The sequence below is a fragment of the Pantoea sp. SGAir0418 genome (genome assembly GCF_043529865.1).
In genome coordinates, this window is the sequence record NZ_CP027912.1 from 640,365 (window position 1) to 655,433 (window position 15,069).

Consider the following 15,069-nt stretch of genomic DNA (forward strand, 5'->3'; position numbering starts at 1 on the left):
TTATGGATGATCGTCAACCGGTTTCCCCGTTTCGTCGCGCGCTGAGCTACTTCATTTGTTATCTGGTGGCGGTACAGCCACTGCTGCCGGTTGTGGCCGCGGAAATTACCCCGGTTACGCCGGGCACGCGCATGGATGCCGCGGGTAACGGCGTGCCGGTGGTCAATATCGCCACGCCGAATCAGGCAGGTGTTTCCCATAACCAGTACCAGCAGTACAACGTCGGGCAGCAGGGGCTGATTCTCAATAATGCCAGCGGGCAACTTACCCAGACCCAACTGGGCGGACTGATCCAGAATAACCCTAACCTGCAAGCCGGGCACGAAGCCCGGGCGATTATCAATGAAGTAGTGGGAGCTAATCGTTCGCAGTTGCAGGGCTATACCGAAGTCGCGGGTAAAGCCGCGAATGTGATCGTGGCCAACCCTTACGGCATAACCTGTAACGGCTGTGGCTTTATTAATACGCCCAACGTGACGCTCACCACCGGAAAACCGCAGCTGGATGCCAGCGGCAATCTCGCCGCGCTGGAAGTCACCAAAGGCGACGTGACGGTTGAGGGCAAAGGGCTGGATGGCAGCCGCGCTGATGCGGTATCGCTCATTGCGCGCGCCACCAAAATTAATGCGGATATTCATGCCAGCGATCTCGCTATCACGGCGGGTGCCAACCGCGTTGCGCAGGACGGCTCGGTTACGCCAATCGCCGGAGAAGGGCCAGTGCCGACAGTGGCGGTCGATACCGGTGCGCTTGGCGGCATGTACGCTAACCGGATTCATCTGGTGTCGAGCGACAAAGGCGTCGGGGTCAACATCGGTAACCTGCTGGCCAATCAGGGTGATATCACGTTAAACGCGAATGGTACCCTGACTCTGGGGAATGCCAGTACCAGCGGCAAGCTGCTCGCGAATGCCCGCGATATGCAGCTGCAGGGGACGCAACAGGCGACCGGTGACGTAGCGCTGAACAGCCAGGGCAATGTGCAGCTCCGTAACAATAAACTGACCAGCGGCGGCAATCTGCGCCTGGCGGCAAGCGACGTCACGGCAGATCAAAACAGTACCGTTGCAGCTAACGGTGACATCAGTGTGACGGCGCAGACGCTGATGAATAACGGCCTGATTCAGGCGCAGAAAAACCAGACTATTACGGCAAATACCTTACGCAACCAGGGACGGTTACAGTCGGCAGGCGGGCAAACGCTTAACACCACATCGCTGGACAATCAGGGATTGATCGGGTCTTCGCGTGCGCTGCATATCAGTGCCTCGCAGCAGGCGCTGAATGGCGCAGCGGGGACGTTACTCGCCGGTGACGATCTGGATTTAGCGGGTGGCGATTTCACCCTGGGCGGTTCTGTAAGCGGTAAAAACGGCCTGACGCTGAGCAGCACCTCGTTGCAAACCGCTGCAGACGCCCGGCTTAGCAGCCAGCGCAACATCAATCTCAGCGCCCGTCAGCAAATGCTGCAAGGCGAGATTGCCAGCGGCGGTAGCCTGATGTTAAACGGCGATATCCTCACGCTTGGCAGCTCGGGCAGGCTGCACGGTGACGGCGACGTCTCACTGACGGCCAGCCAGCAGGCTGCGATCGGTGGTCAGCTGGACGGAGATAATGTTCAGCTGAGCGGCGGTGCCTTGCACCTGAGCAAAACCGGAATGCTCACGGCTCAGCAGGACCTTAGCCTGACCAGCGCACAGCAGCAGCTGGATGGACAAAGCCGTGCGGGTGGTAATGTCACTTTACGTGCAGACCGCCTCAACGCTCTCAGTGAGGGCAAGCTATCCGCCGGTAATGACATTGCATTACAGGTTAATAATCAAAGTCAGTGGGCTGGCACGCTGATTGCCGGACGCGAGCTGGCTTTCAGTGCAACTGACTTCGTCAATAGTGGTACGCTGGCGGCGAATGGTAATACGCACTTCAGTTTTGATCACCTGACCAACGCGGGTCTGCTGCAATCGCTCGGCCAGCAAACGCTGTCTGGCCGCGTATTAACAAATAACGGTACGGCACAATCTGGCTCCGGGCAGTTGCTGGATGTCGGCCAGCTGGATAACAACGGTCTGCTGGGCGCGCAGGGCGACTTAATGCTTAATGCGGATCAGTTTACCGCTGGCGATGGCAGTAACATCCTGACAGACGGCGCTCTGCGGGTGCACTCCAGCCAGGCTGACCTCGGTGGAACGCTGAGCGCGAAGCACAACCTCGATTTCCAGACTGAAAAACTGACGACCCGCGCGGGTTCGCTACAGACCAGTGCGCAAAACATTCAGCTCAATGGGCAAAATATTGAGCTGAACGGCACGCTTTCCGCCGACCAGGCGCTGACACTGAATTCGCAACAGTTAAGCAGTGGTGACAACGCGCGCACGCAGGGCAAAAGCGCCATCGCGCTCAACGTTGCCGCTCAGGCCGATCTGGCTGGCCAGTGGTTTACACCTGGCCAGCTGACTTTGCAGGCGGGTACGCTCAACAACCGGGCGCAGACCGGCGCGCAGGATCTGACCATTGCCGCAGACATTATCAATAACGCGGGCGCGCTGAGCGCGAATAATCGCCTGAATCTGACCGCTGACTCATTACAGCAGCAGGGCACTCTTAACGCGCTGGGCGCGATGGCGATCCGCAGCGATGCGTGGCGCAACCAGGGGCAAACCTCTGCGCGAACGCTGGATATCAGCGTGAAAAACACGCTCGATAACGCGCCTGCGGGCTCACTGCTGGCCTCAGATGCGTTGACGCTGAACACTTCCGCGCTGAGCAATGCAGGGAACCTCAGTGGACAAACCCTCGAACTTGATACCGAACAACTGACTAACAGTGGGCTGATGCAGGGCAATCAATCGGTCACGCTGCGCAGCGATGCGCTCAATAACCTGCAATCCGGGCAAATTCTGTCAGGCGGTGCGCTGAAAGTGGACGCTGAAAGCACACAAAATGCCGGACGTTTGCAGGGCAGCTCGCTGCAACTGCGCGGCAATACGCTGAATAACAGCGGTATCGCCCTCGCCAGCAAAGGGCTTGATGTTGCGTTGCAGCAGACGCTGGACAACGCAGGTAGCCTGCTGTCGGACAGCGCCGCTACGCTGCAAAGCCGCGAGCTTAATAACAGTGGCAAGCTGTTGAGTGGTGAACAACTTTCGCTGACAGGCTCGCAGTTGCGTAATCAGGGTCAGATGCAGGGCGATACGCTGGCGATTCAGGCGGACAGTGTAAGCAACAGCGGCAATCTGATCGGCTTGAAATCCTTGGTGTTGCAATTACAGCAGGATCTGACCGATGCCCAGTCGGGCCGGTTACTGACTCAGGGCGCGTTGAACGTGAATGCGCAACGTATTAACCAGCAGGGCAGCTGGCAGGCGAACAGCATTGATGCCCGTGCCAGCCAGATTGATGTCAACGGCAGCATCCAGTCCGCAGCGCGCACCAGCCTTACGGCGACCGGCAATCTGAACACGCTGGCGCAGGGTAATATCGTTTCCAGTGGTCTGGCGGCCATTCAGGCGGCGAGCCTGAACAATGAAGGCAAATGGTCGGCAAAAAATCTGCAGCTGCAGGGCAATTCGCTGCTTAATCAGGGAAGTGCTACAGCAACAGACGAGCTGACAGCCAACCTCAGCGGACAGTTGCAGCAGCTAAAAGGCGCTGCTTTGCTGAGCGCGGGAACCAGCACTCTGAAAGCGGGCTCGATTGATAGTGCCGGTGATATCGAAGCCAAAAATCTGGTGATAAACAGCGGCAACCTGACTAACCGTGGTCAGCTGTATGCCCAGCAGAACCTGAATGGCGACGTTGAACAGGCGATTGCGAATCAGGGCGGGGTTCTGCGCAGCCAGGGTGCTCTGCAACTCAACGCGCAATCTTTACTGAACCAGGGACAGATTCAGGGCGATGGCATTACGACGATAACGCTAAGCGACAGCCTGAATAACCCGGGAAGATTGCTTACCGGTGGTCCATTAACGCTGTCGGCACCGACGGTACTGAATAGCGGCCTGGTGCAGGCGCAGGGGCTGGCTTACAGTGGTAACAACCTGGTGAACAGCGGGACTTTTACCGGTCTGGGTGATAGCCAGGTGAATGCCAGCCAGATGACCAATCAGGGACAGCTGCAGGGCGATAATTTACAGGTGCGCGGCGGTGTGTTGCACAACAGCGGTAGCGTATTCGCCAGCCGTGCGCTGGCCCTGACCTTACAGAATGCTGATAACCAGGCAACCGGCAAACTCTATAGCGCAGGCGATCTGACCCTCAATACGCCGGTGCTGAATGCGGCTGGCAGCCTGCTGGCGCTGGGCAACATGACCCTGCAACTGGGATCGGGGTTCACGCAGAGCGGCACGCTGGCAGCGGGTAAAACGCTGAATCTCAGTACGCAAGGCGATCTCATCGTTCTGGGGACGCTGCAGGGCAACAGCCTGCAACTCAGCAGCAATAATTTCATCAATAATGGTCAGCTACGCAGCGGCAGCGGCGCGTTGAACGTCGATGCCAGCAACATGACGCTTAATGATAGCGGAAGCGTCCAGGCTGGCGGGGATATGCGTCTCACCAGTCGCGGCCAGTTAGTGAATTATGGCTTCGTCGGGACAGCAGGGAATTTGCTGATGACGGCAGGCAGCCGGATAGAAAACCGTGCGCTGCTGTATGCCGGAAATAATATGCAACTGCTGGCCAGCAGCATTCAAAATAATCGTGGCGATATCCTGGCGAATAATAACCTGTGGCTGCAGCGTGATGCGGCGGGTAACGCCAGCGATGAAGTGATCAATACCTCAGGCAACATTGAAACCTCGCTCGGAGATATCACCATCCGTACCGGGCATCTGCTGAATCAGCGTGAGGGGATGAATACCTCTGTAACTTCAGCGTCCGCTACGAATGCCCCCGCCGGATTGGGACAAGCCACCATGAAAGTGAAGCTTGGTCAGCTTGATGACGATGAGATCGGCGTTTATCACGGCATGCATGGTTATCAGACGGGGGGAAGTAATGGTAAAGGAAACGGCCACACCGAATACCGGCCTTACACCACGCTGGCACCGAAACTTAGTACGGCGGTTCGCAAGTTTCTCGTAAGTTCTACCACCGTCACGGCCAGCGCGACTGGCGGTGCAGGGCGAATCGCTGCTAACCGGAATCTGGTAGTGACAGCCGATGCCCTCGACAATCAAGCCAGTAATTTACTCGCCGGTCAGGATATCGTGCTCACCGGCAACAATCTGAATAATCAGTCCTGGGAAAACAGCATTCAAAGCCAGTATCTGGTCTACAAATATGGCAATCCTAATACGGGACGGATTGATACTAACCTCTACGGCGAAGAAGATACTGCACCTTCGATCATTGCTGATTTACGTAACGGGAATTCACATGGTGTGAAATACGAGAGTGGCCTGGGCTCCGAGGTGGTTTATACCCTGCAGGGCGCACCCGTTTATGAAACCAGCCAGACGGGGGAAGGTCTGCGTGCCGTGATTCAGGCTGGCGGCAACGTCAGCGCGCGTTTTACGAATAACCTGAGCAATACGGATACCGTGGCTAACGCTGGCAGCATGGTGCATGCTATTAGCAAACCGGGTATCGCAGGAACTGCGCCACTGCAATCCGTGGGTGGCGTGCAGAACCAGCAGCTTGCCGCCGTGCAAACTCTCGCCGTCGGGTCTCCGCAGTGGAAGGATGCGCTGACAGGCGCGCTACAGCAAATAGGTAATCAGGGCGCGGCGTTAACTGATTATCCACTGCCTGCCGGTAACAACGGCCTGTTTGTCGCCAGTAAAGATCCTGCCAGTCCCTACCTGATTACCACTAACCCACAGCTGGCAGAGGTCGGTAAAACCGACGGCAGCCTGTTTGATGGCCTCAATGCGTTTCTCAGGAACCCGACTTCCGGGGCAGTTCAACAATCGGCTCAGGCGGTAACGCAACCGGCGCTGAGCAGCAGCCCTCGAGTCGAAACGGCGGCAATCTATACCGACAAAGATAAATTCCTCGGTTCTGCCTATCTGCTGAATCGTCTGCAGCTTACACCCGATAAGGATTATAAATTCCTCGGTGATGCCGCGTTCGATACCCGCTACGTAAGTAACGCCATATTGAGCCAGACCGGGCATCGCTATGTGGGGGGTACCGGCTCCGATCTGCAGCAGATGCAATACCTGATGGACAGCGCGGCCCGGCAACAGGCGGGCCTGGGCCTGCAACTGGGGGTTAGCCTTTCGCCGGAACAGGTTGCGGCCCTGACCACGAGTATTGTGTGGTGGGAAAAAACCACGGTTAATGGTCAAACCGTGCTGGCTCCGAAACTCTATCTGGCGCCAGGCGACAGTGAGATCGCGGCAGGTAGCGTGATTGCTGGTCAGGCGGTGAAACTGGATGCCGGGCAGATCAATAACGACGGTAGTACTATCAAAGCCGAGACGCTGCTGTCAGCCAACAGCAATAGCACACTGAATAACCTGCACGCCGGTTTACTGGCTTCGGGCGGCGATCTGCAACTGAACGCGATTGGCGATATTAATAATATCGGTGCATCGATTTCGGCCGAAACCGTTTCGCTCGCATCGGCGGCGGGAAATATCAATAACGTTACGCAGGCTCAGCAGTGGAGCAGCCTGGCGCTTAACGGCATCAAAAATGCGCCCGCGTTAAGCTTCAGTGATACCCAGTTAGGGGATGTGGCCAGTATCTCAGCCAGCAAAAATGCCAGCCTCAGCGCGGGTGGCAACATCAATAACACGGGCGCGACGCTCGCTGCTGGCGGTGATTTACAGTTGGGTACGCGGGGCGATATCAATATCGCCGCCAATGCGCTCCATACCGATCGCCTTAATAAAAATGGCAGCGCTGTGGTGACCAGCAGCCAGGACGGTAGCGTAAGTGCGGGTGGCGATCTCACCGCGCGTGCCGGTCACGACCTGAATCTGAGCGGCAGCACACTGGTGTCAAAAGGCGATACGACGCTGGCCGCCGCAAATGATATCAATCTGAATACGCTGGATAACAGTAGCCATCAGACGCAGGGCAATAGCAAAAGCGACAGCATTAACGCTACGCGCAGTACCATCCAGAGCAGCGGAAATTTAGCGTTGAGCGCCGGTCGCGATATTAACTCGCAGGCAGCGCAGCTGATGGCCGATCTAAACGCTTCCCTGAGCGCAGGGCGCAATCTGAACCTGAATGCCCAGCAGAGTCGCGTATACAGCGAGAGCCGGGGCGGCAAAAAAGTGACGATCAACGAGCAGGTTCGTCAAACCGGCAGCGAAATCAGCAGTGGCGCTAATATCGCGCTGGCAGCAGGGAATGATATCAACAGCGCAGCCAGTGAGATTACGGCAAAACAGGATATCGCCGCGCGAGCCGGGCATGATATTAACCTCACTACGGCCACCGAAAGCGATTATAACCATCGCGAAGAGACGAAAACCAAAAAAGGTCTGTTCAGCAAGAAGACCACCCACACCATTCAGGAAGACAGCGCTACGCACGAAAAAGGCACGTTGCTCAGTGGCAACAATATCTCCGTGAGCGCGGGTCACGATCTGCTGGTAAAAGGATCGCAGGTCGCGGGTGATGATAACGTGGCGCTCAGCGCCGGTAACAATGTCGGGATCTCGGCCGCCACCAACACGGAGTCGAGCTGGCGTTTCTCCGAGACGAAAAAAAGCGGCCTGATGGGAACCGGTGGGCTGGGTATCAGTATCGGCAGCAGTAAGTCGCTGCACGATCTGAAGGAAAAAGGCACGACGCAAAGCCAGAGTGTCAGTACCGTTGGCAGCACCGGCGGGAACGTTTCAATCACCGCAGGCCAGCAGTTGCAGGTGCAGGGGGCGGATTTGATTGCTGGCGGCAACATGGCCCTGAAAGGTGACAGCGTAGCAATCACGCCCGGCCACGATGTACGTACGCGCGACGAACGTTTTGAGCAGCGCACCAGTGGACTGACGCTGGCGCTTTCAGGCGCAGTAGCCGAGGCGGTGAACAGTGCTGTCTCTGTCGCACAGTCCGCCAAAAAAGAGAGCAATGGCCGTCTGGCCGCATTACAGGCAACCAAAGCGGTGCTTTCCGGTGTTCAGGCGAACCAGGCCAGCCAGCTTGCGCAGGCCAATGGCGATCCTAACAATGGCGTTGGCATCAGTATTTCGCTGACCACTCAAAAATCAAAATCTCAGCAGCATCAGGAGTCCGACGCCGTCAGCGGTTCTACGCTGAATGCCGGTAAAAACCTCAGTATTGATGCCACCGGTAAAGGCAATAGTACCAGCAGCGGTGATTTGCTGATTGCCGGTAGCCAGCTCAAGGCTGGTGGTGATACGTCACTGCACGCAGCGAACGACATCAACCTGACGGGCGCGGCAAGTACGCAACAAACCAGCGGTAAAAACAGCAGCAGCGGTGGCGGTATCGGGCTAAGTTTCGGCGTGGGCAGTGGCAGCGCAGGACTGAGTATTTTCGCCAGCGTTAACGGGGCGAAAGGCCATGAAAAGGGAAATGGCACCGTCTGGAGCGAAACCACCCTCGACAGCGGCGGTGCTGTCGACATCCGTAGCGGTCGTGACACCACTTTGACTGGCGCGCTGGTTAACGGTAACAGCGTGACTGCTGACATTGGTCGCAACCTGTCTATTACCAGCCTGCAGGATAGTGATAACTATGATTCGAAGCAGATCAGTTTTGGTGCCGGCGGCAGTTTCACTTTTGGCTCGATGACCGGTTCCGGTTATATCAACGCCAGCCAGGATAAAATGCACAGCAATTACGACAGTGTGCTGGAGCAAAGCGGCATTTATGCCGGTCAGGGCGGGTTTGATATTACCGTTGGCAGTCACACCCAGCTCAATGGTGCGGTGATAGCCAGCCAGGCTGACGCGGATAAAAACCGTCTTGATACCGGCACGCTTGGCTTCACGGACCTGCATAATCAGGCAGATTATAAAACCCAGCACCAGGGGATTGGCCTCAGTTCGGCGGGCGACTTCAGCGGCCAGTTCAAAGGGAACATGGCCACCAGTATGCTGGCGGGCGCAGGCAGCAGTGGCCACGCAGAGGGAACCACGCAGTCAGCCGTTGCCCAGGGAACGATAGTGGTGCGCGACCAGGCAAATCAGCAGCAGGATGTTGCTGCACTTAGCCGCGACACCGAGCACGCTAATGACAGCATCAGCCCGATTTTCGACAAAGAGAAGGAGCAGAAACGCCTGCAGACGGCTCAGCTGATCGGTGAAATAGGCAGCCAGGTTGCTGATATCGCCCGGACGCAGGGGCAGATTGAGGCGACGGAAGCAGGTAAGAAGGAACTGGCAAAAATCAACATAAACCAGCCGGATGCCGACGCTCCTGCGGCTGAAAAGAAAGCGTATCAGGAAGCGCTGGAAAACAGCAGTGATTATAAGAAGGCCATGGCACTCTGGGGCACCGGCAGCGATATCCAGAAAGGGATTCAGGCGGCGACTGCGGCAATTCAGGGTTTGGCGGGTGGCAATCTGGCGCAGGCAGCCAGCGGCGCAGCGGCACCGTATCTGGCCGAGCAGATACACAAATATACCGCCGACAATCAGGCCGCAAAAGCGATGGCTCATGCAGTGGTAGGTGCGGTAACATCGTGGGCTGCAGGCAACAGCGCGGCAGCAGGCGCGACCGGTGCGGTCAGCGGAGAGCTGATGGGTCAGTTGATCATGCATTCGATGTATCCGGGTAAACAGGTCAGTGACCTGCAGGAGTCGGATAAGCAGATCATCAGTGCACTGAGTACACTGGCTGCAGGTCTGGCAGGCGGCGTGACCGGCGGCAGTAGCGCCAGTGCGCTGGCCGGCGCTCAGGCAGGGAAGAATGCGGTTGAGAATAACTCGCTGGGTGATATAGCGCAGGCGCAGTCTGAAGGTAAAACGCTTGAGCAGAAGGCCGGTGAGTATGTTGAGGCGGAAAACGAGCGCTATAAGAAGGAGAACTGTGCCGGATTAAGCGCGGAAGCCTGCTCGGTGAAGATGTACGACGAGCGGCGTGAATCGCTGAAAGAAACCTTTACCGCCGGTGCAGATTTTGTGCCGGTGGTGGGTGATATCAAGAGCTTTGCGGAAGCGCAGAGTGCGCTGGAATATCTTGCCGCAGCGGTAGGGTTGATGCCGGGCGCAGGGGATGTGGCAGGCAAGGCCATTAAAGCGGCTGAGACAGCGCTGAAGAAAGGGGAACTTGCTGAAGCCTCGAAGCTGATCAATAAGGCCAGTGATGAGATTCAGACAGTTAAGCCGTTAGATGTTGGTTCATATAAAGAGCTTAAAGATCGTGCTGTAGTGGGTGATGGTTTAGAGCATGATCATATTCCCTCTTTTGCTGCTCTGAGAACAGCAAAGGAAAATGAGTTAGGCAGGAAATTGACTCCAGCGGAAGAAAAGACTTTATATCAAAATGCTACTGCTGTAGAAGTCCCTAAAGATGTTCACCGGGCTGGGCCTACTTATGGTGGGAAAAACACGGCAGCTCAAGTTCAGCAAGATGCGTTAGATTTGTGCGGTGCCGTGTGTCGTGATACTGATGCCTTGAGAACCAATATGATAGAGCGCGGGTATGAGCCGGCTCTAGTTGATGATGCTGTAAAGAAAATTATTGACAGAAATCGGCAAACAGGGGTCATTAAATAATGTTGGCATGGAATAATCTTGTTGAAATGCTAGGGTGCTCGAAGGCGAGTAATGAGTTTATTTATCTTCCTCAAAAACTTAATGAATTACCTGTTTTTGGAGAAGGCGTATTAGGTGACCGAAGTTATTACTCATTTTTTAATTCGGGTGTTTTATTTTTATTAGAAGATGACGTGGTAAATCAAATTATTTTTTATATACAAGCCGATGAAGGATTCTCTGCCTATACAGGTGAACTGCCTTTACCTGTTAATAGTCGTGAGTCAGAGATTATTCAGATGTTGGGGACTCCTTCGGGATCTGGAGGTGGAAAAATGGATATGTTGTTGGGATATGTCAATCGTTGGATAAAATACAAAACAGAAAGTCATACATTGCATATTCAGTTTAATCAGAATGATCAACTATGTAGAGTGACACTAATGCAGTAAAGAAGATCCCGGCCCTTGCGCCGGGATCTTCTTTTTTTACCGGTTAGATCCTAATCTCCGCCTCAATCACCAGCCGCCTACGCTCGACGGTGACGATAACGGGCTGGCCGGTGTTAAAGCCGAGATCTTCCAGCCAGCGGCCCTTCACCGTGAGTTGCGGCGGCGGGTTGCCCTTCATGCCATTGGGGGTGTAGCTGACGGTGTAATGCCGTTGGGGTTCTTTTACTTCAGTTGCGCGGGGTTCTGACTTACAATCGCGTTTAGCCATAGTAACTACTCATAACTAGTTGTTGTGGTGAGCAGAGTTATCGGGTGCCAGCCCGGCAGCCCTGCGCTGATAAAAATCGTCTATTCTGTAGTAAATCCCTTCTACGACGTCAATAACTGCGTCATCTTCAAACGCTTAAGCAGGCTGTCCATCAGGACGATCAGCGCCTGCTGATCTTCATCCGATAACGAATCCATCTGTGTCACCAGCGCCTGTAAACGCGGGTTATGTATCTGCGGCGGCGTCATGGGTTCCAGTCCAAGCAGCGAATCAAGGCTGGTCTGTAATACCTGCGCAATCCTGACCACGGCGTCAAGCTGGGGAACCGATGCCCCCCGTTCCCAGCGGTTGTAAACCCGGCGGTCAACCTCCAGTAACTCGGCCAGCCGGGCCTGAGTCATTCGCCATCTCCGCCCCGTGCGGCCCCCGCCGGGGGCCTCCCTGCTTAACCCTCTGCATGCGACCCCTGCCGGTTCGCGCTCCGTCCAACCCGCGCCCGCCGCACAAGCAAGTTGTGCAGCGTTCACGGGTTATTGGTAAACCCCGGTTGGGAAATGAAAGGTGGTTAATAAAAACGGTAATGGCAGGGTTGCAGGTACAAACAATCCCTAATAGCATCGATAAGTCAGGCGGCCATGACTTGAAGGTGAAATGATGAAACTTATTGATTATAAAAATCAATCAAGAGGGGAACGGTCTTTAGGCTGCCTGCTGTTTGGCCATATGAAGAATGGGTTGATTTTATGGTCATAGATTTATTTTAAACTCACGGCTTAGTTGTATCTTCTGGTCACAAAGCTGGATTGATTTTAATATCTTTACCAGTCGAAAGTGCGTCAATCGAAGGTAGAGCATTAAGTACAGAATGGGTTATTACCAATTGGGCTAAATGGATATATCCAGAATGTAATATTGAAGATGTTTATATCCTTGGTGAATATGTAGCAACTCCTATTAAATAAACAACGAACCCGCCTTAACAGGCGGGATTTTTTTGCCTGTCACTCAGCCAGCGACCGTATTATCAGCTGCCCGTTCTCCACGGCGACCGTCACCGGCGCACCGGTCGTAAACCCCGCCTCTTCAATCCAATTACCCTTCAGGTTAAGGCTGGGCAGCAGGTCACTGCCGGTACGGCGGCACTCATGGCGGATACTGGTATATCCGACCTTAAGCTGCCGTAAAGCTCTGGAAATGCTTACTTCTGACTTAGTATCGTGCTCAGCCATGATTAACTACCTCGTATAGTTGGTTGTGGTTAGCGGGTTGGGGGGTTGGCGCTCCTCAGCTCCGCGCCTAATATCTACTCTTTTTAACCAATCCCATCGTCCAGCATCTCAGCCACAAACTACTGCTTCGTCATTAGCAGTTGCCTGATCGCATCGATCTGCCTTTCCAGCCGTGGCACCGTGCAGTGGTTAGAGTGATAAGCTCGCGGGTAGCAGGCAACAGCGCGGCAGCAGGCGCACCGGTGCGGTCAGCGGAGAGCTGATGGGCAGTTGATCATGCATTCGAAGTATCCGGGTAAACAGGTCAGTGACCTGCAGGGGTCGGATACGCAGATCATCAGTGCACTGAGTACCCTTGCTGCAGGTCTGGCAGGCGGCGTGACCGGCGGCAGTAGCGCCAGTGCGCTGGCCGGCGCTCAGGCAGGGAGGAATGCGGTTGAGAATAACTCGCTGAGTCTACCTAAGGGGCTGAATGATATTGGCTTATCTCAACAGTCACTTGCGGCCAATATGATCCAGAATGGCGCTTCGCCGGATGAACTTACGGCGGCGCTGGTTAAAAACTCACTGGGTCAAATACCTGAAGGGCAGGATGCCGTTAAAGGATTGCTGACAGGATGGGCAGAGTTCTTTGGGGTCCCGGTCAGTGCATTGGCGTCTGACGGAGAAATGACGCCACAACGGGCAGCAGAAATCTTGGCAAGTGGAGTACCTAAGAGTGAAGCCAAGCTGGTGCAGTATGTAGCTGCTAAAGCCTTTTTGTCTATTGCGAAAAGTTCAGATCTTGGACTAGCACCTTCAAACCAGAAATACGTTGATATCCTTTCACCAGAAGCCAAACAACATATTTTATATGGGATAGCCCTACGCAAGGGTGACATCTATATCCTGGAAATCCAGTAAAAACAGTCTTTCCTCAAAGTTGGTCAGCAGATAAGGTTGTCCATACTGTGGGAGACATTGCTACCTCCCGCGATACTTAATGGTTTGCTCAGACCGGAACTGGTGGGGCGTATACAAACGCAGAAAGACCGGCAAGGTGGGTTGCCTGGGAAGAACGAGATGGTGTCAGAGTTCGTGTGGTATACGAGCCCGCTAGTGGGAAAATTGTAATAGCGTTCCCGGATAATAATCTGACTCCTCCAACTTTAAAGCCTATTAAAAAATAGTGGGGGGAAATGGATATTAATGACAAAATTAGAGAATTTGGTGAAGGATTAAAAGATCGTCTGGAACCTTCGTTAGTTGACTTTGCCCTTGGTTATCTTGGGTTTTCAGAGAATGTAGTAGCATTCGAAACGCTATGTGATCATATTGCTGATCATGATGTTGTGATCAGTAAAGGTGAGTACACGCAAGTGCTTAAAATAATTAATGATCTTGGTCTGGAAATTGATAGTAGGTATACATATATAAATCCAGAAAAATAACCGCTAAAACGTACAAATGCTCCCAACCCAACGTCTGGAGCATTTTTAAAAATCCTTACAATGCGCCAGGTGCTCTTGGCCAGCGGTAGCATGTGAAGAAGAAAAAGGCGCGTCGGAGCTACAAGTTGTCGCGCCGGAAGTACGCCGGTAAAAACGATTCTAACTAACAGAAAGTAAAGGGAAAAATCGCCTTCGTCACCATACTCCACGCCAGAGAGTGTTGTTGTTGAGAATAATGCGCTGACTATCCCTGCGCCTCCAGTTCCTGTTCCGGGTGTGCCTGCTGATCCCGGCGACCAGGTTAAACAGGATGTAGATAAGAAAAAAGCTTCAGGTCTTGAAGGTACAATTAAAGATCTGGGTGATGCGCTGGACAAGGCAACGCAATGCTCCTTCGGACGAGCTTGTTCTTCGGAAAATGGCCAAGAGCAGAATCAAGCAAATATTGGCAAAGATTTGTCGGATGCTGATAAGCCGAATTGGGTGGAACGGGGTCCGGAACGCCTGGCGATTGGGAGCCACAGGATGAGGAAAATGCACGGAATAATGAGGCTCATAGTGCTGTAAATAGTAAAAATCTTAATGCCGAGTTAACGGGAAAAGAAATTGCCGATGGACATGCTTTCGAAAAACATGTTATTCAGTAAATTGAATTCGCTAATCTGGGAATAAAGACAAAAGAACAGTTTTCTCAACTCATTGAGAACGTTGTAAAATCCAACTTCTGTCAAAGAGCTAAGTGGCGGAGGGTCAGCTTATTGGGATCAATCGACAAACACCGTTGTTATACGAAACCCCAAACCTGGCGATGGTGGTACTGCATTCAGACCAGTGAACGGGAGAGCCTACTTTGATAGCTTGAGGTAAATATGGAACTATTATCTGTCACAATGAAAACTGCAGAAATTAATATAACAGAAGAAGAGTTGCTGATATTAAATTCAGCGTTGAATGAAATCTGTAATGGTATTGATATTGCTGAGTTTGAAACAAGAATAGGCTCTGATAGAAATGAGGTTGTAGCCTTGTTAAGTAAGATTGGAAACATATTAGATCAAATGGTCTCTTAAT

The 15,069-nt window shown here is 53.7% G+C and carries 10 protein-coding genes; 7 read left to right on the top strand and 3 right to left on the bottom strand.

Features of this window, described 5'->3' with window-relative positions:
* Positions 1–2: 2 nt before the first annotated feature.
* Together C1N84_RS22090 and cdiI are read left to right on the top strand one after the other, a co-directional pair.
* On the top strand, positions 3–10,640 hold the full coding sequence (locus tag C1N84_RS22090) for a hemagglutinin repeat-containing protein (protein WP_264443912.1): 10,638 nt from the start codon (positions 3–5) through the stop codon (positions 10,638–10,640).
* Positions 10,640–11,071 (top strand): toxin-immunity protein system imunity protein CdiI, encoded by a 432-nt coding sequence (cdiI, locus tag C1N84_RS22095; protein WP_264443909.1) that lies wholly within the window; start codon positions 10,640–10,642, stop codon positions 11,069–11,071. The genes C1N84_RS22090 and cdiI overlap by 1 nt, the downstream gene beginning before the upstream one ends.
* 43 nt (positions 11,072–11,114) lie before the next feature.
* Here cdiI and C1N84_RS22100 read toward each other — a convergent pair whose 3' ends face one another.
* Positions 11,115–11,339: a SymE family type I addiction module toxin gene (locus C1N84_RS22100; protein WP_394541882.1), complete on the bottom strand. Its 225-nt coding sequence runs from the start codon at positions 11,337–11,339 to the stop codon at positions 11,115–11,117.
* Between the two features lie 101 nt (positions 11,340–11,440).
* Entirely contained in the window at positions 11,441–11,740 is a 300-nt protein-coding gene (locus C1N84_RS22105) for a helix-turn-helix transcriptional regulator (protein WP_264443906.1), read from the bottom strand.
* A gap of 402 nt (positions 11,741–12,142) precedes the next feature.
* Here C1N84_RS22105 and imm45 point away from each other — a divergent pair, with 402 nt between their 5' ends.
* A complete protein-coding gene (gene imm45 / locus C1N84_RS22110; protein WP_394541883.1) occupies positions 12,143–12,301 on the top strand; it encodes an Imm45 family immunity protein in 159 nt (52 codons plus the stop codon).
* 39 nt (positions 12,302–12,340) lie between these two features.
* On the opposite strand, the gene C1N84_RS22115 is transcribed toward imm45, so the two are convergent.
* Positions 12,341–12,568, bottom strand: a complete 228-nt coding sequence (locus C1N84_RS22115) for a SymE family type I addiction module toxin (RefSeq protein WP_166719154.1) — start codon at positions 12,566–12,568, stop codon at positions 12,341–12,343.
* Between the two features lie 276 nt (positions 12,569–12,844).
* On the opposite strand from C1N84_RS22115, the gene C1N84_RS22120 reads away from it, so the two are divergent.
* The 4 genes from C1N84_RS22120 (at position 12,845) to C1N84_RS22135 (ending at position 15,068) form a co-directional block, all read left to right on the top strand.
* Positions 12,845–13,471: a VENN motif pre-toxin domain-containing protein gene (locus C1N84_RS22120; RefSeq protein WP_264443902.1), complete on the top strand. Its 627-nt coding sequence runs from the start codon at positions 12,845–12,847 to the stop codon at positions 13,469–13,471.
* A gap of 275 nt (positions 13,472–13,746) precedes the next feature.
* The gene (locus C1N84_RS22125) at positions 13,747–13,998 is read left to right on the top strand and encodes a MafI family immunity protein (RefSeq protein ID WP_264443900.1); all 252 of its coding nucleotides are present in this window, start codon (positions 13,747–13,749) and stop codon (positions 13,996–13,998) included.
* Positions 13,999–14,274: 276 nt separating this feature from the next.
* On the top strand, positions 14,275–14,565 hold the full coding sequence (locus tag C1N84_RS22130; protein ID WP_233210703.1) for a hypothetical protein: 291 nt from the start codon (positions 14,275–14,277) through the stop codon (positions 14,563–14,565).
* Between the two features lie 302 nt (positions 14,566–14,867).
* Positions 14,868–15,068 (top strand): hypothetical protein, encoded by a 201-nt coding sequence (locus C1N84_RS22135; protein ID WP_058777973.1) that lies wholly within the window; start codon positions 14,868–14,870, stop codon positions 15,066–15,068.
* Position 15,069 lies beyond the last annotated feature (1 nt).